Source organism: Paenibacillus sp. 1-18 (assembly GCF_000520755.1).
In the GTDB taxonomy this organism is placed as follows: Bacteria; Bacillota; Bacilli; order Paenibacillales; family Paenibacillaceae; genus Paenibacillus; species Paenibacillus brasilensis.
In genome coordinates this window covers 1-23,448 of the sequence record NZ_ASSB01000250.1, presented here as the reverse complement: position 1 = coordinate 23,448, position 23,448 = coordinate 1, and the positions used below count along the sequence as shown (strand labels likewise).

The window sequence follows — 23,448 nt, the reverse complement described above, 5'->3', positions numbered from 1 at the left end:
CCACCCAATTCGCTTACCTGTAATTTTCTTTTTTTTGCCCTTCGGCTTCTCTTTAGGTGTGTTTCTATTGCGATTGCCGGACCTGGACAATGAATCGTTTGGCATTCCCCTGACTCCCTTTCGCGAATAATCATACGTTGCCGAACGTGTACCTTTCTGTCGGCAGCATCAAATCAAAACGGAATGAAAAGAACAACCCTGTTCAGGTTGCTCCCGGTCACATTCCTATACAGTTAGACGAGACGGACGCTCGAAAAGTTTCATCAATCCCGGCGACCGTCAAGCCCTAATCAGTTTTCGCTGATATTATCCTGTTGCTGTACAAGCGATACATTCCGTTGCGGTGAAAAGGTGGATATAGCATGCTTGTAAATCAGCTGTTGCTTCCCATCGGAGTCGATAACAATTGTGAAGTTGTCAAAGGCCTTAATGGTTCCCCGCACCTGAAATCCATTGATGAGGTATACCGTGACAGGTATAGAATCCTTGCGCAATTGATTCAGAAACGTATCTTGGATATTAATAGACTTGTTCATTTTAGCCGTACCCCCAATAATCATTTGGATTGTTTTGAAGTATATTCAAGGTCTGTCCGGAACTTTCCTGCTATGATTTCGTGTATTTGGGCTGCAAGAGCAGAAAAATTTCCGAAATCAGTGACATCTACCCACTGGATATCCTTCATATGGCGAAACCACGAGAGCTGTCGCTTCGCAAAATGACGCGTATCCCGTTTTAGCCAAGTCACCGCTTCTTCCAAAGACACCTCTCCCCGCAGGCAGGAGGATATCTCTTTATAGCCTAGACCTTGCATGGAGATGGCATCGCTTCGCACTCCCCGTTCCATTAAGGAGGCTACCTCAGCAACAAGCCCTTGATCGAGCATCCCGTCGATTCGGTCTTCAATACGTTTATAAAGCATTTGCCTATCCATTGTCAAACCTACGATGCACAATTGGTAGGGAGATTCCTTTTTTTGACTGGCCAGTTGCGAGCTGAGTGTCGTTCCGCTAACATGGTAAATTTCCAATGCCCGAACGACACGACGACGGTCATTGGGGTGCAAACGACGTGCACTTTCGGGATCAACCGCCTGTAGTCGGGCATGTAGCGCTTCGGCTCCAAACTGGTCGGCATAGTCAAGCTGTTCCTGACGAAATGCTTCATCTGCTCCCACCTCGGAAAACCGGTATTCATAGCAGACCGATTCCACATATAAACCTGTTCCGCCTACGATAAACGGCAATTTTCCTCTAGCATGAATATCCGGTATGAGGCGACGGCAATCTTCCTGAAATGCAGCTACTGAATATGGGTATTCAGGCTCATGAATATCAATTAAATGGTGCTTGATTCCTTCCATTTCCTGTTTGGAAATTTTGGCTGTTCCAATGTCCATATGACGGTACACCTGCATGGAATCGCCGGAAATAATTTCCGCATCAAATTGTCGTGCCATCTCAATGCTCAGTTTCGTCTTGCCGACTGCAGTCGGGCCAACAAGAACAAGTAGTTTAGGCTTAGATGCCGCTGTCAATATCAATCACTCCGTACACTGTTTTCGTTGTGCCCCGTTGCTCCACATGGAAGCCGAGGCGGGCAAATTCCCCACTGCCCCGTTTTTCCTTCAATACAATTGTTTTCCGTGCAATCCGCTTGGCCTGAACAATACTTTCCTCATCTAGCGCGTCCGGGTTAGCCAATCCTCTCAAGGGACCGATTGCGCTGGAATCGAGCAAAGGATCGCGGAACATCGGGTCAAAATAAATAATATCTATACTGCGATCCGGCAAGCTTCGCAAATAGTGCAGATGATGATCAAAACGAACATCAATGCTGGAAAAGGCCTTATCCACCGCAGAATTACCGGAACGGTAATGTCTCATTCCGCCCTTTATTAATGCATAGACGGGGAAAGAGCTTTCCACAGCAGTTACCTGTCCTGAACTTCCGGTTCCAATTGAAAACAGAAGGGAATCCGTTCCAAGTCCTGCGGTGCAATCCAGCACAGTATCGCCCGGAACGAGCCTGGCGGCAGTCAACATCGGGTCAGGCTCACCTTTTAATACCCGTTTAGCACGAATGAAGCCCATACTCGGGTGAAAAGCCATCGGTGGCTGTTCCGGGCCAATCAGCCTCACTCCGCCCTGCACCAGTACCAGAGCCTGATGGACTCTATGTGCAGCGATTAGCTTAGCTACCGATATGCCACGGCGGGGGGCGTAGAGCACCCCCAGCTCGGCTGCAAGCAGCTCCGCTCGATGCACAACCTCAGCCGAGGGAGAATCTCCCGTCGTCACCAGTAATTCAGCTTGCTTCTCACGAAGCCTCGTCTGCTTCTCTTCTTCACGGTTTTCCCAATCCTGCAACATATTTATACTCCCTTACATTACTCTTTTAAACAATTTCTCCAAATCATACGTGGAAAAGGAAACGACGATAGGACGCCCATGAGGGCAAGTGTATGGCTGTTTGCACGCTGCCAAACGCTCTAGCAGAACGACGGCCTGTCGATCGGTCAGCTTCTGGTTGGCTTTAATCGAAGCTCTGCAAGAGCACATAACTGAAGCTGCCTCGCGCAGCTTGGCAAGATCAATGGCCTTTTCCTCCAGTACCCATCCGGCCATTTCCTCAATGACATCCGCTTCCTCCCCTTTGGGAAGCCAGTATGGATAAGAGGTGACACGGAAGGTTTGACCGCCAAAATGCTCCAAATACACTCCCGCCTGTTCAAACCAGTGTAGCCTCGTTTTCAGCTTTTCCGTCTCGGAAGGCGTAAAATCCAGTGTAATCGGCAGGAGTAGCTCCTGCGATACAGATTCGGGATTGCCGAATTTTTCATAATAAAACTCGTAATTGACCCGCTCATGCGCAGCATGCTGATCAATTAAATACAAGCCCTGATCGTTCTGCGCGATAAGATAAGTTCCGTGATGCTGACCGATCAAATTCAGCTCAGGAAAAGCGGGCAGCTCGGGAGCTTCACCAGACACCGCTGCCAACTGCTCAGCATTCAGCCGTGACTGAGGCTTCTGGTCGGCAAAATGGCGTGAATCCAGAGCGTTTCCCGCACTTGGAGACACAGAAGCATGATAGGCAGCAGAAGCAGCCGTTTCCTGAACGCCTCCGCTGTATTCTGAAGATGTGCCCATTACAGCCCCATCGCCTTGCATCTCTTGAGCACCGGGAGACTGCATAGCAGAATCAGGAAGTGACACGCCCCCGCTTCCATTGTTTTCATCCACAAAATCTGCATCCAGCTCTTCATCGCTGACATTTGTCCCTGAAAGAGCCTTTGCCCGATCAATAGCAGGAGCGTCATCCCAGTAAGGACGCTGTTCACGTTCCGGGCTAACTCTGCGGTTCTCTTCATTTCCACTCAAGCGATTGGATTGAAGCGGGTCCTGTCCCTTTTGCGAGGCCCCGGAAAGCGGCTGTGCCTGCCCCCGGTCTTCGCCGGAAGAAGCAGAATCTTCCGGATTATTTCCCGTGCCGTATCCAGTACCATGTCCAGTACCATGTACCTTCGAGAAATGGAACTGCTCTTGTACGAACGAGCCACTATCCTTGCCGCCGATTTCGCGTTTGACAGCCTTAGGAATCAGCACCTGTTGGCCTAAAACAGCTTTTACCGAATCCTCAACCAGCTGAAACAGTTCGGCTTCCTTGCTGAACCTCACCTCCAGCTTGGCGGGGTGAACGTTAACATCCACCAATGAAGGGTGCATCTCCAGTTGGATCACAGCCAGCGGATAACGATTGATTGGCAACAAGGTATGATAAGCCTTCAACAACGCCTGATTGAGCCCGTAGCTGCGTACAAACCGCCCATTCACTACGGTTGAAATCGCATTCCTATTCGATCTGGTCCACTCCGGACGGCTGACAAAGCCGCTTATACGGTAATCGAGACTCTCTCCTTCCAGCGGCAGCATGGACTTCGCCGCAGAAGTTCCGTAAATCGCGGCAATCACCTGCAGCAGATCACCATTGCCCAGCGTTTGCAGCAATGTATTGCCGTTATGTCGCAAGGTAAAGGCCACTTCCGGGTGCGAGAGTGCCATTCGGTACAGTACATCCGAAATGTGACCAAGCTCTGTCTGGATCGTTTTCATATATTTCAGCCGTGCCGGCGTATTATAAAACAGCTCCCGAACGGTAAAATCCGTCCCTTTGCGGGCGGCTGCATCCTCGTGCAGTACCAGCTTGCCGCCCTCGATCACCAATTTACGCGCGCGCCCGTCATCTCCGGCTGCCGTAAGCAGCTCCACTTTCGATACAGCGGCGATACTCGGCAGCGCTTCGCCCCGAAAGCCCAGACTCGTAATCTGAAACAGGTCGCGGCCATGTCCGATTTTGCTGGTCGCATGGCGATAAAACGCCGTTTCCACGTCTTCAGGCTCAATGCCACTGCCGTTATCCGTAACCCGGATACTTTGCAATCCGCCTTCCTCTACCCACACGTCCACACGTGTACCGCCTGCATCAATCGCATTTTCCACCAGCTCCTTCACGACGGAGGACGGACGTTCCACGACCTCTCCAGCAGCAATCTGGTTCGCAATATGCTCATCCAGTACCCGAATTTTTGACATCCTCTGAACTCCTCCTGACTTTAAAGTGTGATGAAAAAATTTAAACTGGTCAATTTTTTTACTACAGGCCGTTGGCCTTGTTTTTCAAGTCATTTAACAGCTGCATCGCCTGCAAGGGAGTCATGTTCATGACATCAGCATTTTTCACCTTGCGTAAAATTTGGCGCACAACCGGATTAGTCTCAGCCGTATCTGACTGCGACTTAACCGGGGGAAGCTCCTGCTCTCCGAAAATAGACAGCTGTATCACTCCGTTTGCTCCCTGCTCTAATGCGCTGGAATCTTCCGTAGCCTGCGCAGTATCCTCTTTTACAAGGGTGGCCTGCTGCGATAGAGACTCAGTCTGTGATACAACCGCTCCCTTTTCACGCAAAGCCTGGGCTGCATTGTCCTTGTTCACAGACGAAACAGCCTCTGTCCCAGCGAGTGTACGATGAGCTGTACCATCCTTCGCTCCCGCTATGGTCTCAGTGCCCGCCGTTACTTGAGCTGCAGCTTGCTCAAAGCCATGCAACAGCCCATTTGCACGCTCAATAATGTTACTTGGCAAACCTGCCAGCCGGGCACAATAAATGCCGTAGCTGCTGCTAGCTGCTCCCTGTATGAGCTTACGTAGGAAGTTCACCTTGTCGCCGCTTTCCTGTACGGCCATGGAGTAATTCCGCAGCGAAGACAGACTTTGCTCCAAATGAGCCAGCTCATGAAAATGCGTAGACACCAGCGCTTTACAGCCAATGGTGTCATGGACAAATTCGATGACCGCCTGTGCAATCGCCATCCCCTCACTGGTGGACGTACCGCGTCCAAGTTCATCAATGATGATCAAGCTTCGTGGAGTGGCCTTCTCCGTCATCACTTGGATATCAGCCATTTCCACCATAAACGTACTTTGCCCGCCGATGAGATCATCCGCTGCGCCGATACGTGTGAAAATACGATCCAGCATCGGCACTTTAGCATGTGCAGCCGGGACGAAGCAACCAATTTGAGCCATAATTGCAATAAGTGCGACCTGACGCATATACGTACTTTTACCAGCCATATTCGGACCGGTGATCAGTAAAATATGGGCATCCGCTTCCTCCAGTGCGGTACCGTTGGCAATAAAACTGCCATCCTTCATTACAGCCTCCACGACGGGATGCCGTCCCTGCTCAACCACGAAATCGTAACCCGTTGTCAGCTCAGGCTTCACAAAGCCGCGCTCCGCGCTCACGGATGCCATCGACTGATATACGTCAATTTCAGCCACCTGCTCTGCCAGCTTTTGCAGACGGGGAATTTCCGCGTTCAGCTTACTGCGAAGCTCGGAGAAAAGCGTGTACTCCAGGTCGACCATTTTATCCTCGGCTTCCAAAATCAATGATTCCTTTTCCTTCAGCTCTGGTGTAATATATCGTTCCGCATTCGCCAGCGTCTGTTTGCGTTCATACCGACCTTCCGGTAATGAAGCCAAATTGGATTTGGTCACCTCGATATAATAACCGAACACTTTGTTGTATCCGATCTTGAGCGACCGGATGCCAGTTGCTGCACGTTCCTTGGCCTCCAGCTCGGCGATCCAGCGCTTGCCATTCACACTCGCCTCACGCAGCTCATCCAGACGCTGATGGTAGCCTTCCTTAATGATTCCACCGTCCCTCACGGAGATTGGCGGCTCATCCGCCACCGCCTCCTCAATCAACGCACATAGATCTGTACAGCTATCCAGCGTTTGCGCTATCCTTCTCAGCGTCTGTGAGGGCGATTCAGCGCACAGCTCGCGCAATGCCGGAATCCGGGCCAGCGACAGCTTAAGCGCGACCAGATCGCGTGCATTAGCACTACCAAAGGCAATACGTCCAACCAAGCGCTCCAGATCGTAAATCTCTTTGAGCTGATCACGCACATCCTCACGGAAAATGAACTGGTGGTATAGCTTGTCCACCGCCTCCAGCCGTTCCTCGATCATATGGCTGTTCAGCAGCGGCTTGTCGATCCAACGGCGCAGCAGACGCGCTCCCATTGATGTCTCCGTCCGATCCAGCAGCCACAGCAGCGAGCCTTTCTTGGAGCGCTCGCGGACCGTCTCCACCAGCTCCAGGTTGCGACGGGTAAATGGATCCAGGATCATAAAGTGATTCGGCTCATACACTGAGATTTGGGTCAATTGGCCTAACGATCTTTTTTGCGTTTCATTCAAATAAGCAATCAGACGTGATACACACTGTCTGCGTTCTTCCGTAAGCCTTGCCCACGTGGCTTCGCCGAATTGGTCCCGCACAAGATCGTCCTTGGATTTGTCCCAAGCCGTATAGACAACTCGCCGTCCAACGGGTGACAGACGGGAAGTCACGAAATCGAGCAGGTGACCATCCCCTAACATCTCGGACGGCTCGTAAATGTTAATTTCATCCAGTAACCATTCTTTTGAATCCGGCACGGAGGTCACATACAGCTCACCTGTTGACAAGTCGCACGCTGCCAATGCCAGCATCCCGTCCGTCTCCGTAACACATACCATGTAGTTGTTGGACTTGTCGCCCAGTGCCTTGCCTTCCATTACTGTACCCGGAGTCACAACGCGGACGATATCCCGCCGCACCATCCCCTTTGTAGCTGAGGCTTCCTCCATTTGTTCACAGATGGCTACCTTGTAGCCCTTCTCAATAAGGCGCTGTATGTAATTTTCCGCCGAATGATAAGGCACGCCGCACATCGGAATTTTTTCCGCGGCGCCACCCTCACGGCCGGTAAGTGTAATTTCCAGCTCTTTCGATGCAAGAATGGCATCATCAAAAAACATCTCGTAAAAATCTCCCAGGCGGAAAAACAAAAATGCATCTTTGGCCTGCTCTTTTATAGATAAATATTGCTCAATCATCGGTGTATATTTGGACATCGTTTGCTAACCCCCACACTTTGTTCCGTCTAAACGAGTAATAACTTTCATTATAGCAAAAATGACAGTCGATAACATGAAAGCATCCCGGTCGTCGCCGGCTACTTTTATGAAAGCTTCCAAAATGGGCGCAGATCCCGCGACTCATCCCATTGCTTTCCCTTGCGGAGGCTATCCAGCAAAGGCCCGATATAAGCTTCATATTGCGGATATACCTCTAGTGAAACGATATCGGGAATAAGAGGCTCCATATACTCTTTAAGTAAAATCTGGTTTCCTTCATAAAAGGCTCGATGAGCCTCCTCCTCCCCCAGCGGTTTGCGCTGCAGACGCGGATATTGAGATGCGATGAGAAAAGCCATTCCTATCACGCCTTTTGCCAGCTGAGGTGAAACAAGAAAGCTGGGCAAGGTTCGATATTCAAACCCCCCATACGATTGACGGCGAAAATCGCCCAAATTGCCATAATGAGGCCTGCGACGGGTTGCACGCTTGTCTTCCAGCAGCGCCAAAGGCAATGCCAAATAGTTATCCAGCGTCCGCAACAGCGCCCCGTTCAGCGGAACTCCGCTGAAATGCAGATGTCCGCCGAGCGGAAAGCCCGGTTGTGGCATCCCCCCTGCCTGCCAGATGAGCGTTCGGTCGGCAATGCGCCTGGCTGCTGTTGCAAAAGCTTGACGCAGATGCTTCAACAGAAGAGTCGGATCGCCACTCGGGGCAGGACGAAGTTCAGCCACTGGATATAGCGTCCGTCCTCGGCGTGATACAGCATCGCAACCTGCCACGCCAGTACGGCTCAAATACCTTGAGGCCGGAACAATCCGCCCCTCTGGCATTCGGACCAGCAAAAATTCGGGGTCCATGCCGATCAGCAGTCGATTTGTCCTGCTTTCTGCTAGAAAGCCCTCCTCCTGAACCTCTTCTTCACGCGCTGCAGCTTCATAAAGCGCATCCAATCGTCTATCGTTCAGCCATGGCTGTGCCGTAACATCACGCACCTGACAGCTGCGCTCCCCCAGCAGCGTCAGCACCACCTCGCCGCTGTCCAGACCAAGCGTGTACAGCGCACGCACTGCCAGTCGCTCCATCCGAATGTGTAGCTGTGAATTACGATCCAGCGCAGACGGATCATATGCGTGGACTTCGGAACGTCCTTCAATGGTACGTCTTCGAATTTCCAGCACCTGCAATTGATGGATCTGCACTGCATAGCCTATTGTAAAATCTGCTGTGCTGCCATCCAGCCAACGAACCGAAATTCCCGAACGCTCCAATCTACCCTTTTTTTCATCATTCGGCATTTGTCTAAAGCGTCTGAGCGCCTGCCCCGGCTGCTGCATCGTGCTCCCTCCCTACGGCTCATATATGGCTTACGTATGTATTATGTCTGCACAACAACAAAAAGGAGGGCCTTTGCCCCCTGCGCAGATTCAGCCGGCGCAAAGAGTAAAGCGGCCCTCTTTTTGTTTACCTCCGTCAGAGCTCGTCGTCAATGAGGTCGGGGTCGAGCTCCTCATAGTCCCCTTCTTCCGCTCCAAAATCATAATCCTTCTCAAAATCATCACTGCTGCCATTCGGGAATACTTCCACAACAATCTTCGTTTCCGCCACCAGCTCCACCGCAAATTCCCGCTCGACCCGGATCATTACGCTGCCGCCCCCGGAAGATACACTGGCCTCAACACAGCTCGGCTCCTGGGTAGCTTCGGCGGATACTTCCACTGTTGAAGCCCGATGCTTCGGATCAAGATACGAAAGCGGCACATTTTCCACGTACGACACCGTTTCCTTAGCCACATCGGTCTGCGAGTTTCTATCGTATGAGTACCAAATATTGATGTCATACGTCCCGACGACCTCAATGCCGTCCCCAGCCGCCACAGCTTCATACTGGTGGTTAATAATCCATGCCCCCAAAATGCTGGTCGGATTATTGGGCGGAGTTACGGTATGGGTTACGGTAGAGAATCTGCGACCTTTTCCACAGATCGCTTTAGTAATAATCTCTCTACGATTTTTATGACTCAATGCCATTCTTGAACCTCCTCCATACAATCAATCATTCCATACATATGTATGCAGGTTGTGGGCGAATGTTGAGTGAATAGGCGAAAAGGAAAAAATATTATTTGTATAAGCTTATGCCGCGATGGCTTGAACTCATGCACGCCAATGTGCTACATGCTGCTCTACGATCTGTAAAAATTCGCTGAGAGCCGGGGATTTCCACTTTTTCGTGTGATAAGCGACCTGGGTAGCCACCTGTTGCTCACTGTCATCCCACGCCAAGCGTGCCATTTTCCCTTCACGCAGCTCATTTTGTACCGTAACGAGCGGAAGCAGCGCAATCCCCAAGCCTGCCATGACACACTGCTTGATGGCTTCAATGCTCCAAAACTCCAGACTCGGGTCCGCAAAAATACCGTGTCTATTCAAATACTGCTCAAAAAGAATACGGTACGTACAGCCAGACTCCGTATGTAAAATGGTTTCATCCTTCAAATCGCCAGGCTCTACCCTTGTATAAGTAGCCAGCGAATGCTTAAGTGGCGCGACCAATGCCATCGGCTCGTGGATGAGGGTAGTTACATGCAGCTCCCTGTCCTCCGTCTCAGGCTGAAGCAAAAAAGCCAAATCCAGCTCGCCGGAGCGGACCATGTCGCGTAATTCCCAGCATTCGCCGGGTTTAAGTACGATTTTAACCCTCGAATATCTCTCCCTGTACTCACGAATCAGGCCCGGTAACCGAAAAGCAGCCAGCGACTCTGGCGCTCCAATTTTCAGCGTACCCATTAGCTCCGTTTCTGAACAAAGCGCATCCTTGGCCATGGCATGCATCTTAGAAATCTCCTGCGCATAGGGCAACAGACGCCGTCCAGCATCCGTCAGCATGATTTTCTTGCCAATACGGTCAAACAGTGGCGTACCCAGCTCGGTTTCCAGCGTTTGGATTTGAGCAGTGATACTCGACTGTGCATAATCCAATATACGCGCCGCTCGTGTAAAACTGCCGGCTTCAACTACATTTAAAAACGTAAACAAATGGCGCGATTCCATAATCCGCTCCTTCAATCGATTTTTCCGATGCAATCTATCATTATATTCCGTTTTTCCGATAGATTGATTATCTGATAAGCTGAAGGAAATGACAAGAGAAAGAAGGATTTTTTGCATGTCAAATGAACACAAACTGCAATCCACCATTGGTCTTCCGCAGGCCATTGCGCTCTATATCGGAGCTGTGCTGGGTTCGGGGATATTGATTGTACCCGGTCTTGCCGCCCAAATGGCGGGACCGGCATCACTGCTGGCATGGGGCTTTATGACCCTGCTCATCCTGCCTATGGCACTGTCTATGGGTCTTCTATCCGCCAAATTCCCGAATGCAGGAGGGGTATCGCATTTTGTCACGCTGGCCTTTTCACCACGTGCCGGTGCCTATATTGGATGGTTTTTTCTCATGTCCGTTCCGATTGGGGCACCAGTTGCCGCGCTCACCGGAGCTGGCTATATGACCGCTGCCATGGGCTGGGGAGAGGAAAGCCGCATTTTGCTGGCCACTGCCATGCTGACTGTGGGGCTGGTGATCAACTGGATCGGCATGAAGGTCGCCGGACGCATTCAGATTGCTGTCGTCATTGCTATCGTCGCTGTCCTGATATTCGCCATTGCCGCAGCACTTCCACAAATGAAAACCGTACACTTCATACCCTTCGCTCCTCATGGCTGGCTCCCTGTCGGTCAGGCGGCCGCGATTTTGTTCTGGTGCTTCATCGGCTGGGAGGCCGTCTCCCATATGTCAGAGGAATTCGCCAATCCCCAGCGGGCCGCTGTTAAAGGTGTAACCATTGCAGCCGTTATCGTCGGGCTGCTTTATTTTCTGACCGCACTGGCTACAGTCGGGACACAAAGCTATCTTGCCGGAGGCTCAGATGCTTCCCTTGTATGGGTGATCAGCCGGGCTATCGGTCCATGGGGCGCGGTAATCGCGGGCTTGACAGGTATCTTTATTTGTACGGCTACTATTATCGCTTATGCTGGTGCCGCATCACGCGTTGCGTTTGCTTTATCCCGGCAAGGACACGCCTTCCGCTGGATGGGCATGTTATCCCGACGTTTCCATACCCCTATCGGGGGCATCACTTTTCTTACCGTTTGCTTCGTGATCATTATGTCACTGTACAGTAGTGGCGCCATTTCACTTACCAGCCTCATCCAGTTCCCGAATGCTACCTTCATTCTGACCTACCTAGGTGGCTGTGCAGCGGGAATTAAGCTTCTACGGGGCAGTCGCTGGGGTGTCGCCATCAGCTCAGTGTCATTCATCTCAACAGCGGTTGTTTTTCCCTTTGTCGGGTGGGCCATGCTGTACCCTTGCCTGATCAGCATGACCTTATGGATCACAGGACGTATTCGGCGCAAACGCACCCTGTCGATTACAGCCTCTGCCATTACTGAACAAGAAAAGGCCACTGTCCATCATTAGACAGTAGCCGTTTAAGGCCTTTACTCTAATTTTTCACCGGAGTAGGGGCCTTGTCCTTTTTGGCGATTTTCAAATACTGATCCAGCTCATGCGTGAGCTGCAATAGTGCCGAACGAATCTCGAACTCCTCCCGTGTCGCGGGAAGCTCCATTTCTTTAAATTCCTCACGAACCTGTTGCAGCAGCTTCTCAGTCTGCCCCGTATAATAACCGGCCAAAACGTCATGGCTAAGCTGGTCGAACAGCTCGGCCAAAAGTTTGGCCTGCGGCATGTGCTGATACATTTGCGCGATCAGCTGCATCATGTTCTGAATCGAATCCAGCTGCTCCCTGCGCATATAAAAATACACATTCCAGCCCTCTTGGGGACGAAGCATCTGATTTTCCAATGAACGCCCCGCCTCAGTTACCCCTTTGGCGATGACGCTGTTCGCTTCAATAACTTCCTTGCCATCCCATATGTATGCCGGACTGCGCAGCGTATTGGCCATATTTGTGAATATCACGGAAAACTTCCGATCAACCTCCTGCCGAATTTGCTGCATCGTGTTATCTGAACGCGGCATATAGGCCAAATTGACGACCATGGCGGAGCCCAGTCCTATTACCAGCAAGGCCAGCTGGGTCAGAAGCACCTCCATATCAATCACACCGCCGCTGAATACACGGAAAACGACAACTGATCCCGTGACAATACCTTCCTTAAAACCTACTCGTACAATGACCGGGAACGCCGTCAAAATATATAATGCCAGAACCCAATCATGGAATCCGAAAACAACAAATAAAACACAAGCAAAAAGAAGCCCCACAACGGATGCAAAAAATCTCGCCGAAATGGTACGGAGGCTTCTCTTGCGTGTGACATCCACCCCCAAAATAGCCAAAAGACCTGCCGATGTAGCTCCATGAATGCCAAAACCATCCGCAATGAGTACTGCCATTAATGCGGCAATAGCCGTTTTAATTGTACGAAAGCCCATGAAAAAATTCTGTCCTCTCTAGTTGAAATCTGTTTTCATAAAATTTTAGTATTTTCATTTTCATGGTACTTTATTTTCACGTTTTACACAAATGTTCAGAAATTTTATTTTACCGGTGAGGACGACCGGACAACAGACGATGCTCCACATATACAACCGCCTGATACATCAGTGTAGCTACGATGGCAATGATCAGTAGACTGGACATCACGAGCGTAAAATTGAATACCTGAAAACCATAAATGATCAAATAGCCCAGCCCGTTTTTGGCGACCAGAAATTCACCAACAATCACACCAACCCATGCCATACCGACATTCACTTTCAGAGTAGAGACGATAGCGGGGAAGGATGCAGGTAAAATCACCTTTTGGAACGTATCGCGCCGCGATCCCCCAAACGTACGAACGACTTTGATCAAATTCGAATCGACTTCCTGAAAGCTGTTATACACGACCAAGGTTGTAATTATGACGGTAATGGAAAGAGTCGTCATGAGGATCGCCGTAAATCCCGCCCCAAACATGACGATAAAAATCGGTCCCAGCGCCACCTTGGGCATACTATTGAACACAACCATATAGGGGTCCAGTACCTTTGACAAAAAAGGTGACCACCAAATAAGCACAGCCAGCAGTGTGCCTAACAGCGTTCCGAGTAAAAAACCTGCCATGGTCTCTCCCACCGTAACACCGACATGCCCCCATAGCTCACCGCTGACCGCATCCTTGCCAATCTGAGAGAAGATTTTGCTTGGGTAGCTGAACAACAGTACATCAATCCACTTCATCCGGCCCGCGATTTCCCATAGTACAAATAAAAACAATAAAATAGCTGTCTGTACACCTGTCACCAGTCGCCGCTGCGAACGTCTGCCACGCCGATACTCATGATGCAGTTCTTGAATCCAGCGCCGCTCATCAAGCCGATCCGCTTCATCCCTCATGGTTTAACTCACTCCTTTGCTCCCGAAGCCTCCAGTTCACCCCATATTTCATGAAAAAGCTCATTAAAGCCCGGCTGCTCGCGTGCATAAAAAGGTTGAGCTTCTCGAATGGATTGCGGAATTTCGAAAGTACGCCGAATGTGGCCTGGGTTGCGGCCCAGCACAATAATTCGGTCGCTGACCGCGATCGCCTCAGCCAAATCGTGTGTAACCAAAATAGCCGTCTTTCTCCGCTCACGCAAGGTTTCGGCAATCAGGTCTTCCAGCTCCAGCTTGGTCTGATAATCCAACGCAGAAAACGGCTCATCCAGCAGCAGGAGTCCTGGATTGGTCGCCAGCGTTCTCACCAGCGCCACACGCTGACGCATTCCTCCAGACAGCTGAGACGGATGCAGATGCTCCTTACCTTCCAGGCCCATGCTCTTCAGCAGCAGCTGTGTCCGCTCGCGCGAAGCCTCATCAACCCTCTTGCCCAGCTCCAAACCCAACAAGGCGTTATCCATAATCGTCCGCCACGGAAACAGATAGTCCTGCTGGAGCATATAGCCGACCTCTTGGCTCGGGCCGCTTACCGGCTGTCCTTGCAGCAGCACCTGGCCTGCTGCTGGACGAAGCAGCCCGGCGATCATGGACAGAATCGTCGTTTTGCCACAACCGCTCGGACCGACCAAACTGACGAACTCCCCTGTCGCTACGGAAAAATCGATATGCTCAACCGCCAGCGAAGCTTCTCGATCCGTTACATACACATGTGTTACTTGCTTCAGCCTCACCATCGGAATTGTTACACTCGAAGGAGGAGTACTTCGGTCCCCGATCATGGCGAACCTCCAGTGTCGGCATCTGCATCCGCAGCTTCGGTCGTGCTCACTTTCGCAGACGAACCGGTGTTTTCAATTGCCTGCCGTGCAAAGCTCGAATTCACCAGCTTATCCAGTGCAACGGGACTTTTCAACTCTCCCGCCGAGGCCATGACATCCTGTAGATTCTTCCATTCCTTTTCCTCAATGATTGGGTTCAAAGCATAGGTACCTTGTTCCTTGTAACGCTTGATACTGCTCGTCAGAACCGCCAATTCTGTATCGTTGAAATAGGGGGTAATCACCTCGGCAATCTGTCCAGGTGAATGTGTAGCAATCCACTGCTGTGCCCGGTATACAGCGTTTGTAAATTTTTGCGCGGTCTCGGCATTTGTGTTCAGATAGCTTTGTTTAGCCATATATACCGTATACGGCAGTTCACCACTCTCCACACCGATAGAGGCAACTACCCGCCCACGGCCTTCCTTTTCAAAAATAGATGCCTGTGGCTCAAACAACTGCACATAATCCCCTGTACCAGAGCCAAATGCAGTAGCCACGTTGGCAAAATCAATATTTTGAATCAGCTTCAGATCCTGATGAGGATCAATGCCGTGCTTGCGCAGCGTAAATTCCAGCGACATTTGTGGCATTCCGCCCTTGCGTTGCCCCAGAAAATTTTGTTTTCTCAGCTTTTCCCAGTTAAAGCTACCCTGCGTTTGACGAGCAAACAAAAACGTCCCGTCCTTCTGTGTCAGTTGGGCAAAGTTAATAACGGGGTCCTCTGCCCCTTGCTGATACACATAAATGGATGTTTCCGCGCCGATCAGCGCGATATCGGCCTGATTGGACAGCAGCGCCGTCATCGCCTTATCCCCACCTGGAATGGTCGCTAATTGGACATCCAGTCCCTCCTGAGCAAACATCCCCTGGCTCAAGGCTACATACTGCGGCGCATAAAAGACCGTGCGGGCTACCTCACCCAGTCTAATCTCAATCGCCTGCTCCCCCTTGGGTGCGCACCCGCTGAGCAGCAGCAATCCGAGCAGTACCGCAGCCACCACAGTTTTGCAACGAGCGCCGGTTTTCATCCTTGTTCCCTCCCCACCTTTTACATCGTTGATTTCATATATTGTTATGCAACTGTCTATATAATGGTTAATCGCATACAAAAACCCCGCGTTCGCCCAGGAACACGGGGTAGATGCATATCGGATCACATTACAGCTCGTATATGGATGTATATTTTTCTTCCAGATAGTCGGCAAGATAATCCGGGTTCAGATCCTCACCCGTAATGGCTACGATCAGCTCAGACGGCGTCCGGCTCTTGCCATAACGGTATATCCGTTCGGTCAGCCATTGCTTGATCGGCTCAAGCTCTCCAGCAGCAACCAGTTCATCCAGGTTTGGCAGTTCCTTACACAACGTCGCCAAAATTTGCGCCGCATACATATTGCCAAGCGAGTAAGAGGCAAAATAGCCGAAATCACCGCCGGACCAATGAACGTCCTGAAGTACGCCCAGCCCGTCATTGGGTGGGAGAAGCCCCAGATACTCCTTATATTTCGCATTCCACACCTCTGGAAGGCGCTTCACATCCAGCTTTTCATTAAACAACATCTTTTCAATTTCATAGCGGATAATGATATGTAAATTATATGTCAGCTCATCCGCTTCAATCCGAATTAATGAATTTTCCACACGGTTAACGGCCCGGTAGAATTGCTCTGCCGTAACCTTCGCCAAGCGATCAGGAAAATGCTTTTGCAAGTCTTCGTAATATCGATCCCAGAAAGCGCGACTGCGTCCGATTTTATTTTCCCACAACCGGGACTGGGATTCATGAATCCCCATGGAGGTTCCTCCAGACAGAAGCGAGCCTGCCAGCTCAGGGGCAATATTTTGCTCATACAGCGCATGACCGCCTTCATGCAATGAGCTAAAGATAGCACTGGTCACATCATCTTGCAGATAATGTGTTGTTATGCGTACATCACCCGGGTTTAATCCTGTTGCAAAAGGATGTACACTTTCATCCAAACGACCTGCGTCAAAGTCATAACCCATTTGCCCTAAAATAAACAGGCTGAACTTCTCTTGCTGCTTTACATCAAACACACCGTCCAGAAAGCTCTTATCTGGCTGGTTGGGTGAAGCCTGAATTTTGGACAATAGCGGTACAAGACGCTTTTTAAGCCGATCAAACACGGCATCCAGCTTCTCTACTGTCATATCCGGCTCATATTGATCCAAGAGCGTATCATATTCCGTGTCCTTGATTCCCCAGTAACCGATGAATTCACGCTTCATATCAACGATTTTCGACAGATACGGTTCGAATCCGGCAAAATCGCTATGTTCCTTGGCTTCCTCCCATTTGCTCTCTGCCTGCGCAGCAAGAATGCTGTATTCTCGGTAACGGTCTGCCGGAACTGAACGATTCAGATCATAATTTTTACGGCATTCCTCTACCAATCTGCGATCATTGTCCTCCAATTGCTCCAGTTTGTCCTCTGCGGCAAAAAATTGCAGCAATTGTCCCATTTCATCCGAAATCATCAGCTTGAACATTTCAGTGGACAGCATACCCAGCGTTTCCGAACGAATGTCAACACCTTTACGTGGAGCACCTGTGCGCAAATCCCAGTGCAGCAGCCCTACAGCCTCGCCATAACTACTGATTTTGTGGGAAAGTTCCTTTAATGCCGTCAATTGATCCAACGTCTGTTGCTCCATCATTGAGTCACCTCTTTAACTAAAAATGGATAAAACTTTAAAAAGCTTATACTTGATGATAATGATTTTAAAAAGTATAATCAACACACAACATGCACGACCAGCTTCTGGTGCACACTTTAAAGACGCCAGCCAGTACATATAAATGAAGGAGTAAAGCCTGATTTACGGCCTGTGCGGACCGGAATTAGGCTTCTTCCATGCTGGTCTATCGTCAATCATGAACCAAAAATAAATTGTATACGGAGGGAACAACCGTGGATCACATCAAAGAGATTTTGGAGTACAACCGTGTTTTCGTAGAAAACAAAGAATACGAGGCCTATCGTACGGGCAGGTTCCCTAACAAAAGAATGGTCATCATAACGTGTATGGATACTCGGCTCACCGAGCTGCTGCCCAAAGCTATGAATCTGCGCAACGGCGATGTCAAAATTATCAAAAATGCGGGTGCAATCATCTCCCAGCCTTTTGGAAGTGTAATGCGTAGCGTACTGGTTGCCCTGTATGAGCTTGAAGCGGACGAGGTTCTGGTTATAGGACACTATGAATGCGGTATGGCTGCGCTGAACGCTGACCATATGGTCAATGAAATGCTGGATCGCGGTATTTCGCAAGAAGTGCTGAATACGCTGGAAAATTCGGGAATCAAGCTGAACAAATGGCTGAAAGGTTTTGACAATATTGAAGAAGGGGTCGGAAGTACTGTAAAGCTTATTAAAAACCATCCTCTTCTCCCACCCAATACACCTGTTCACGGAATGGTCATTCACCCGGACACTGGAGAATTAACGCTTGTGGTTGACGGGCATCAGCAGTAAACCTTCCCTCTAAAATGGGGTAACAGCAAAGCCAAGACTGAATGTTATCTAGGTAGTTTAAGATCGTATTTACGATCTTAAACTACCCTTTTTTATAAAAAAAAGTATATATACGTGCCAAATGTTTGAGCTATTTGGAGCTACCCTATGGACGGTCTGTGTGAAAGTTGTCAAACCATACAGTTTCAGTGTACACTTTTTATGAAGCAGCAGAATATCTGCCACACAGCTGTTACAACCATTACTATAATGGATGAAGGAGATAAGAATCGATGAATTTACTATCGTATGGTCTGTTGGGGCTTCTCGCCAGAGAGGAATCCTCCGGTTATGATCTGATGTTGCGTATCCAGCCCTTTTGGCAGGCCAAGCACAGCCAGATTTATCCGCTGCTGGCCCGCATGGAAAGCAAGGAACTGCTAGCCTCCCGATGGATTCAACAGTCCGACAAGCCTGATAAAAAAATGTATACCATTACCGACAAGGGAATCCATATGCTTCAGCAATGGTCCCAGGAATCAGTGGCCGCTCCGGTTACACGGGATGAATTAAGTCTTCGACTGTTCTGCCTTTGGTTGACGGACAAAAGCAGTGCCAACCGCATGCTGGAGGAACGCAAACGCCATTTCATTCAGAAAATCCGGCATTTGGAGGATATACTGGAGGGCATTCCCGCGGAAGATTTACATTTTGGCAGTAAGCACTTCGGTGACTACATTTTAGTGCAAAAAGGGCTTATGAACGCTAAAGCAGGCTTGGAATGGTGCCAGTTGGTTTTGCGCATGCTGCTTGCCGGGGACGTCAGACCGGACACCAATCCGTTTGCGCTTAAATCGCAAGGCTGAATGCATTAGTCAATCTAGGCATAGGATTTAGGTATCGTCATCTTTAAATTTTAAAATGTTCAAATTCTTTGAAACCCTTTTCCATTCATTTCGTATTACGGGTAAGCGGTTGTTTGACCTATAACAAACCAAATTGCTGAGGGGGATTATATTTACATGAAGAAGGCATTTACTTTGAAAAATATGATGATGCTGATGATGGCTTTTACATTGTTGATTGCTATGATTGCACCATCTACAGCTGATGCAAGGCGAGGTGGCGGATTTAAATCCGGACCAAGATCTTATCAATCTACACCAAGCAAGGCGACTGACAGCAGCGGCATCAATAAGTCTGATAGCGGAACCAAATCCAGTGCAGCTGCGGGCAACACAAGCAGAACCGGTGGATTCCTCGGCGGTGGCGGCGGCTTCCTCAAAGGTATGATGCTGGGTGGCTTGGCAGGCATGCTCTTTGGCGGACTGTTCGGCAACATGGGTGCACTGGGCAGCTTGCTCGGCCTTGCCGTCAACGTTCTTGCCATATACGTCCTGATCATGGTTGGTGTAGGTATCTACCGAGCCGTCAAAAATCGCCGCAGACCTGATGACTCTCGTGGAGGCCGTTACTAAGCTATGATTTTGAGTATGGACGAAATTATTAACGCGATTTGTCTGCATATGGCTGAACGCAAGGGCGTTTAGCCCACCGATGTGGTTGTAGAATTAAGCTGGGAAGAGGACACAGGCTATACGGCTGAGGTTCATGTACAGGGCCGCAGTCAGTATTTGGTAGAGGCGAATATGATTGAGGCTATCCTCCGTTACCTGCATTCTGAATACAATATTCGCGCTTACCGCGAGCAAGTCAGACTGGATCTGGATGAGGAAATTACAGCAATTGTCCAAACCTAAACGTATATCACACAGAATAGTCGTATTAAGCACGTTATAAAAATAAAAGAACCGACCTTTGCTTAATGCAAGGATCGGTTCTTTTTTTAGTACTCGTTTCGTTATTATAGCTTGGGACTCCAGTATTTATCTGAAATCGGGAAGTCAAATTCACCTTACCTGCACCCGCGGCACCCTTTCGAGCAAGCCACTACCGTACATTTCCCGAAAAGGCTGCTCCTCCATATGAATATAGCCGATATAGCAGCCGCATTCTTTCATCCTACACGGGCGTTTGGCGCTAAGACCTTCCAAACCATCCCTGTACAGATGCCCAATTACACGTCGATCCTGATAGCAATGCTTTACACGTCCATCGCCTTGAACATAAAATACTTCCTCTCCGGCACGACATGCTCGCCCCTGACTGCTGTAATCCTGCAAATTCCATTGAAAATAAGGGTCGATTGCGGCCAATTCATCCACCTCAGCATCCGTATAATAATGGGGTCGATCCTTGTAGGCGTTGATCCATATATAAACATTCTTTGGAAGTTGCGATCGTAAGGAACGAATAGCCGGAAATGCCTGTCTCAATCCGACTGTACCGACACTAAAGGAAATACCAAGTTCATATAACTTCATAGCCTGTGATATAAAGGCTTGCTCTTTTGTCTCTCCAGGGTGATATGTAGCCCACAGCGCAGCAGTGTCCGGATTCAGTTCCTTCGCCCAATCCAGCTTAGCCGATAAATTCGTCTGTACTGCCACTTTTTCCACATGCGCCATATGGGAAAATTCAATCATGGTCCTGCGATACCAGGAATGAATCAAGGCTTCTCCATACGGATTAAAAAAAATGGAAAGTTGATGTCCCAAAGCCCCCTGCTCCCGCACCCAATCGGCAAAACGCTCCAACTGGGCCCTATCCTTGTCCAACGTCTCCCGACTATCCACGTTTTTGCTGAACGGACAGTAAGGACAAGCATAGTTGCAGGAGGTCAACGAACCACGATAATAAAGGGTTGCTCTCATGCTCCTTCATACCCTTCCATGCGTTCACGTACAGCCGTGGAGATCATCCAGTCCCCAATCGCATCAGAATAGGCCATCCCTTCCTCCGTGAGTCGCAGTATGCCCTCTTCAACGACCGCCATATCCGATTCCAGCAGCAACGACATTCCTGTAAAATCATCAGACAGAGATACACCAAAGCGCTCAGCGTAGGCTGATAAGTTCAAGCCTTCCCGATGAAGAAGCGCTTTTAGAATAAAACGCCGTTTGCTTTCTTCCGCATTTAAAATAAATCCGTAGTCTGCCAGATCATGACGCTCCGCAGCAACGTAATCTGCGATAATACTGCGAGTCGCTGCCGCGCTAACACCGTACCGACTCGCATAGTGTACATTGCGCGTATAAGAGCGAGCACCACAACCCAAACCAGCCATGCCTTCCTCCTGACAGCTATATGGCAAAAGCTCCTTGTCAGACGCACCCTCATTTTTAGCAAAACGGCGCATGGAATATTGTATATATCCTGCCTGCTTAAGTCTTTCACGTGCCGCTTCATACAAGCTTAGGCGAATATCATGCTCCAGCCCGGTATAACCCGGCTTCAAAATCGTATTTTCTCGAATATATAGCGGATAAAGAAAAATCTCTCCCGGCGAGTAAGACAGAGCTTCTTCCAGAGAATATAGCCAGGTTTCCAGCGTTTGACCAGGCAGTCCATAGATCAGATCTACGTTGAGCAGAGGGAAATTATATTCCACCAGCCGCGCAAGCGCTTCACGCACCAGCTTAGGCTTCTGAGGTCGATAAATGGCTGTACTCTCTGATTCTACAAAGCTCTGGATTCCCATACTGACACGATCTGTCCCACGGCGCTTGAGCACCTCCAGCCGATCCTCAGTCACCGTATCGGGAGAGGTTTCCACCGAAATAGAAGCACGCTTAGGGTCTAGCCCCATTATATTTTCTGCAATGTTAAACAGGCGTTCGACCAAAGGTGCCTCCAGTAGAGTCGGTGTACCTCCCCCGATTGCAAACCGCGAAAAAGGCCGTCCGCCCATCATAGGCGCCCATTGCCGGGCTTGTCTTTCAAGCGCATCCACATACTCCTTATGTACATCCAGCCGCTTGTCCGGCAAGGTGAATAGGTTGCAAAATCCACAGCGAGCCGCGCAGAACGGAATATGCATATACAAAAAGTAGTTCTCCAGCTCCTCTTTCTCCCATAACTCCCGCAATGAAAACGGTGTATCAAACGCTCGATAAGCCGTTTTGTGCGGATAAGAGTACAAGTAGGAGCGGTAGGGAGCCTCACGGATCGTGCGTGCCCATTCAGCAGGATTCTCAGGCCACGATAACCTGGGAGCTGCCGAGATCACATCCTTTCCCCAGAGGGTATCGGTAGTTGCTCCTGTTGGGTGCGGATGATTCGGATTTATGGCTTTCATTTCTGCTCCCTCCTCGCGCTGGATTGATTTCTTTGCATTTTACCAGTGCAATTTATATTTCTTTGACCTTACAAAATAAATTCGCGATAAGGCACATTCCATACTACCTCATGCGCCAGACGATGCCCTTCGTAGCCATCCTCACCATAAGCCGTGCCATGATCTGAAAAAACCATACAAAACGTCTTGCCCCGCTTCCGTAAAGCATCAAACAAGCGGCCAAGTTGCCCATCCACATACCGCAAGGCCGCTCGCTGAGACTCCACTGAATCCTTAACAGAACCCTCTACAAAATAATGATTAGGTCCATGGATCGCTGATACATTCAGAAACAAAAACAAGCGCTGTGCCGGGTCTGCCTTTTCCAGCAGCTTCAAGGCATGATTCACCTGATGCTCCGTCGAACGGGGATTTGTAACACCAAAGGTCATACGCCAGTAGCTTTCTTGAAAATACCCAGGAAGCACCTTGGCCAGCTTATTTTTCTTCGTAAAAAAAATAACGCCACCGATGCAGATGGTTCGATAGCCCTCGTTTTCCAGCCCGGATACAATATCCGGAGCATCAAACAGCCAGGTGTATGGATGCGTTCGCAGTCCTGTGTCCTTTGTATGAAACAACCGGATGTGTGATGCTTTATCCGGATTCGCAGGAGTCGGCAAAAATCCGCAAAAAAAAGCATGATGTGCGGCATAGGTAAAGCTGCCGGGTGTATGGCGCTTTTCCCACGGTCCGGAGCCGCATAAATTCGGACAGTTCTCTTCCTCCAGCTTCGCTACATCATATCGCAGCGTATCAAGCGTAACCATGACAATATCATGAGAGCCGACAATTTGATTCATATCAGTCATCATTAGTCTTTCCTTTCAAAGCCGCACTTCTATTGATGAGCTGGAGCATTTCCCATTCATACGGATTCCAGCCCTGATGTTGCACCCGATACAGCAAGTCACCGAATGGATTTACATCCAAAACGTAGGGACGACCGCCATGAGCCGGAACCAGTACATCCAGTCCAGCG

General features: G+C 49.7%; 20 protein-coding genes and 2 pseudogenes. 5 read left to right on the top strand and 17 right to left on the bottom strand.

The genetic code is table 11. From position 1 onward, the window contains the following. Nucleotides 1-290 precede the first annotated feature (290 nt). From hfq to L693_RS0115875, 8 genes are all read right to left on the bottom strand, one after another. On the bottom strand, nucleotides 291-536 hold the full coding sequence (hfq, locus tag L693_RS0115910) for an RNA chaperone Hfq (protein ID WP_025718194.1): 246 nt from the start codon (nucleotides 534-536) through the stop codon (nucleotides 291-293). Between the two features lie 20 nt (nucleotides 537-556). Continuing rightward, nucleotides 557-1,537 carry a tRNA (adenosine(37)-N6)-dimethylallyltransferase MiaA gene (miaA, locus tag L693_RS0115905; RefSeq protein ID WP_025718192.1) on the bottom strand — a complete coding sequence of 327 codons (981 nt, stop codon included), beginning with the start codon at nucleotides 1,535-1,537 and terminating at the stop codon, nucleotides 557-559. Then, the gene (locus L693_RS0115900; RefSeq protein WP_025718191.1) at nucleotides 1,521-2,372 is read right to left on the bottom strand and encodes a class I SAM-dependent methyltransferase; all 852 of its coding nucleotides are present in this window, start codon (nucleotides 2,370-2,372) and stop codon (nucleotides 1,521-1,523) included. The genes miaA and L693_RS0115900 overlap by 17 nt, the downstream gene beginning before the upstream one ends. A gap of 12 nt (nucleotides 2,373-2,384) precedes the next feature. Continuing rightward, nucleotides 2,385-4,595, bottom strand: coding sequence for a DNA mismatch repair endonuclease MutL (mutL, locus tag L693_RS0115895; protein ID WP_025718190.1), 2,211 nt, complete (start codon nucleotides 4,593-4,595; stop codon nucleotides 2,385-2,387). Nucleotides 4,596-4,656: 61 nt separating this feature from the next. After that, on the bottom strand, nucleotides 4,657-7,476 hold the full coding sequence (mutS, locus tag L693_RS0115890) for a DNA mismatch repair protein MutS (protein WP_025718189.1): 2,820 nt from the start codon (nucleotides 7,474-7,476) through the stop codon (nucleotides 4,657-4,659). A gap of 107 nt (nucleotides 7,477-7,583) precedes the next feature. Further along, nucleotides 7,584-8,816 carry a putative amidoligase domain-containing protein gene (locus L693_RS0115885; RefSeq protein ID WP_025718188.1) on the bottom strand — a complete coding sequence of 411 codons (1,233 nt, stop codon included), beginning with the start codon at nucleotides 8,814-8,816 and terminating at the stop codon, nucleotides 7,584-7,586. 136 nt (nucleotides 8,817-8,952) lie between these two features. Continuing rightward, complete coding sequence (locus tag L693_RS0115880; protein WP_025718186.1) at nucleotides 8,953-9,510, bottom strand: outer spore coat protein CotE; 558 nt, start codon at nucleotides 9,508-9,510, stop codon at nucleotides 8,953-8,955. 126 nt (nucleotides 9,511-9,636) lie between these two features. Next, a complete protein-coding gene (locus L693_RS0115875) occupies nucleotides 9,637-10,533 on the bottom strand; it encodes a LysR family transcriptional regulator (protein WP_025718184.1) in 897 nt (298 codons plus the stop codon). Nucleotides 10,534-10,648: 115 nt separating this feature from the next. On the opposite strand from L693_RS0115875, the gene L693_RS0115870 reads away from it, so the two are divergent. Beyond that, nucleotides 10,649-11,962: an amino acid permease gene (locus tag L693_RS0115870; RefSeq protein ID WP_025718182.1), complete on the top strand. Its 1,314-nt coding sequence runs from the start codon at nucleotides 10,649-10,651 to the stop codon at nucleotides 11,960-11,962. Between the two features lie 25 nt (nucleotides 11,963-11,987). Here the strand turns inward: L693_RS0115870 and L693_RS0115865 are convergent, their stop codons facing one another. The 5 genes from L693_RS0115865 to L693_RS0115845 all read right to left on the bottom strand — a co-directional run bounded on the left by L693_RS0115865 (nucleotide 11,988) and on the right by L693_RS0115845 (nucleotide 17,429). Continuing rightward, nucleotides 11,988-12,944 carry an aromatic acid exporter family protein gene (locus L693_RS0115865; protein WP_025718180.1) on the bottom strand — a complete coding sequence of 319 codons (957 nt, stop codon included), beginning with the start codon at nucleotides 12,942-12,944 and terminating at the stop codon, nucleotides 11,988-11,990. A 109-nt stretch (nucleotides 12,945-13,053) separates the two neighbouring features. Then, nucleotides 13,054-13,890, bottom strand: a complete 837-nt coding sequence (locus L693_RS0115860; RefSeq protein WP_025718178.1) for an ABC transporter permease — start codon at nucleotides 13,888-13,890, stop codon at nucleotides 13,054-13,056. A gap of 8 nt (nucleotides 13,891-13,898) precedes the next feature. Beyond that, entirely contained in the window at nucleotides 13,899-14,711 is an 813-nt protein-coding gene (locus L693_RS0115855; protein WP_025718176.1) for an ABC transporter ATP-binding protein, read from the bottom strand. After that, the gene (locus L693_RS0115850; RefSeq protein ID WP_025718174.1) at nucleotides 14,708-15,781 is read right to left on the bottom strand and encodes an ABC transporter substrate-binding protein; all 1,074 of its coding nucleotides are present in this window, start codon (nucleotides 15,779-15,781) and stop codon (nucleotides 14,708-14,710) included. The genes L693_RS0115855 and L693_RS0115850 overlap by 4 nt, the downstream gene beginning before the upstream one ends. Before the next feature lie 130 nt (nucleotides 15,782-15,911). Next, nucleotides 15,912-17,429 carry a carboxypeptidase M32 gene (locus tag L693_RS0115845; protein WP_025718172.1) on the bottom strand — a complete coding sequence of 506 codons (1,518 nt, stop codon included), beginning with the start codon at nucleotides 17,427-17,429 and terminating at the stop codon, nucleotides 15,912-15,914. Nucleotides 17,430-17,686: 257 nt separating this feature from the next. On the opposite strand from L693_RS0115845, the gene L693_RS0115840 reads away from it, so the two are divergent. From L693_RS0115840 to L693_RS0115825, 4 genes and pseudogenes are all read left to right on the top strand, one after another. Then, nucleotides 17,687-18,250 (top strand): beta-class carbonic anhydrase, encoded by a 564-nt coding sequence (locus L693_RS0115840; protein ID WP_025718170.1) that lies wholly within the window; start codon nucleotides 17,687-17,689, stop codon nucleotides 18,248-18,250. Between the two features lie 272 nt (nucleotides 18,251-18,522). Then, nucleotides 18,523-19,095: a PadR family transcriptional regulator gene (locus L693_RS0115835; protein ID WP_025718169.1), complete on the top strand. Its 573-nt coding sequence runs from the start codon at nucleotides 18,523-18,525 to the stop codon at nucleotides 19,093-19,095. A gap of 156 nt (nucleotides 19,096-19,251) precedes the next feature. Further along, nucleotides 19,252-19,707 carry a hypothetical protein gene (locus L693_RS0115830; RefSeq protein ID WP_025718166.1) on the top strand — a complete coding sequence of 152 codons (456 nt, stop codon included), beginning with the start codon at nucleotides 19,252-19,254 and terminating at the stop codon, nucleotides 19,705-19,707. A gap of 3 nt (nucleotides 19,708-19,710) precedes the next feature. Further along, nucleotides 19,711-19,989 (top strand): annotated as a pseudogene (locus tag L693_RS0115825) (YxcD family protein). A gap of 150 nt (nucleotides 19,990-20,139) precedes the next feature. Here the strand turns inward: L693_RS0115825 and L693_RS0115820 are convergent. The 4 genes and pseudogenes from L693_RS0115820 to L693_RS32465 form a co-directional block, all read right to left on the bottom strand. Next, nucleotides 20,140-21,003: an STM4011 family radical SAM protein gene (locus L693_RS0115820; RefSeq protein ID WP_025718164.1), complete on the bottom strand. Its 864-nt coding sequence runs from the start codon at nucleotides 21,001-21,003 to the stop codon at nucleotides 20,140-20,142. Further along, nucleotides 21,000-22,427 (bottom strand): STM4012 family radical SAM protein, encoded by a 1,428-nt coding sequence (locus tag L693_RS0115815; RefSeq protein WP_025718163.1) that lies wholly within the window; start codon nucleotides 22,425-22,427, stop codon nucleotides 21,000-21,002. Before L693_RS0115815 ends, L693_RS0115820 begins: the two co-directional genes overlap by 4 nt. 68 nt (nucleotides 22,428-22,495) lie before the next feature. Further along, on the bottom strand, nucleotides 22,496-23,278 hold the full coding sequence (locus L693_RS0115810; protein ID WP_025718160.1) for an STM4013/SEN3800 family hydrolase: 783 nt from the start codon (nucleotides 23,276-23,278) through the stop codon (nucleotides 22,496-22,498). Then, nucleotides 23,271-23,448 (bottom strand): annotated as a pseudogene (locus L693_RS32465) (STM4014 family protein); the annotation flags it as partial. The gene L693_RS0115810 and the pseudogene L693_RS32465, both read right to left, overlap by 8 nt.

What these genes read in the sequence shown, in the direction of transcription:
- mutS (WP_025718189.1), bottom strand. Translation starts at nt 7,476, where the DNA reads ATGTCCAAATATACACCGATGATTGAGCAATATTTATCTATAAAAGAG.
- L693_RS0115870 (WP_025718182.1), top strand. Translation starts at nt 10,649, where the DNA reads ATGTCAAATGAACACAAACTGCAATCCACCATTGGTCTTCCGCAGGCC.
- L693_RS0115860 (WP_025718178.1), bottom strand. Translation starts at nt 13,890, where the DNA reads ATGAGGGATGAAGCGGATCGGCTTGATGAGCGGCGCTGGATTCAAGAA.
- L693_RS0115880 (WP_025718186.1), bottom strand. Translation starts at nt 9,510, where the DNA reads ATGGCATTGAGTCATAAAAATCGTAGAGAGATTATTACTAAAGCGATC.
- hfq (WP_025718194.1), bottom strand. Translation starts at nt 536, where the DNA reads ATGAACAAGTCTATTAATATCCAAGATACGTTTCTGAATCAATTGCGC.
- L693_RS0115900 (WP_025718191.1), bottom strand. Translation starts at nt 2,372, where the DNA reads ATGTTGCAGGATTGGGAAAACCGTGAAGAAGAGAAGCAGACGAGGCTT.
- L693_RS0115875 (WP_025718184.1), bottom strand. Translation starts at nt 10,533, where the DNA reads ATGGAATCGCGCCATTTGTTTACGTTTTTAAATGTAGTTGAAGCCGGC.
- L693_RS0115845 (WP_025718172.1), bottom strand. Translation starts at nt 17,429, where the DNA reads ATGGAGCAACAGACGTTGGATCAATTGACGGCATTAAAGGAACTTTCC.
- L693_RS0115835 (WP_025718169.1), top strand. Translation starts at nt 18,523, where the DNA reads ATGAATTTACTATCGTATGGTCTGTTGGGGCTTCTCGCCAGAGAGGAA.
- L693_RS0115850 (WP_025718174.1), bottom strand. Translation starts at nt 15,781, where the DNA reads ATGAAAACCGGCGCTCGTTGCAAAACTGTGGTGGCTGCGGTACTGCTC.
- L693_RS0115855 (WP_025718176.1), bottom strand. Translation starts at nt 14,711, where the DNA reads ATGATCGGGGACCGAAGTACTCCTCCTTCGAGTGTAACAATTCCGATG.
- L693_RS0115885 (WP_025718188.1), bottom strand. Translation starts at nt 8,816, where the DNA reads ATGCAGCAGCCGGGGCAGGCGCTCAGACGCTTTAGACAAATGCCGAAT.
- L693_RS0115865 (WP_025718180.1), bottom strand. Translation starts at nt 12,944, where the DNA reads ATGGGCTTTCGTACAATTAAAACGGCTATTGCCGCATTAATGGCAGTA.
- L693_RS0115820 (WP_025718164.1), bottom strand. Translation starts at nt 21,003, where the DNA reads ATGAGAGCAACCCTTTATTATCGTGGTTCGTTGACCTCCTGCAACTAT.
- L693_RS0115810 (WP_025718160.1), bottom strand. Translation starts at nt 23,278, where the DNA reads ATGACTGATATGAATCAAATTGTCGGCTCTCATGATATTGTCATGGTT.
- L693_RS0115815 (WP_025718163.1), bottom strand. Translation starts at nt 22,427, where the DNA reads ATGAAAGCCATAAATCCGAATCATCCGCACCCAACAGGAGCAACTACC.
- mutL (WP_025718190.1), bottom strand. Translation starts at nt 4,595, where the DNA reads ATGTCAAAAATTCGGGTACTGGATGAGCATATTGCGAACCAGATTGCT.
- L693_RS0115830 (WP_025718166.1), top strand. Translation starts at nt 19,252, where the DNA reads ATGAAGAAGGCATTTACTTTGAAAAATATGATGATGCTGATGATGGCT.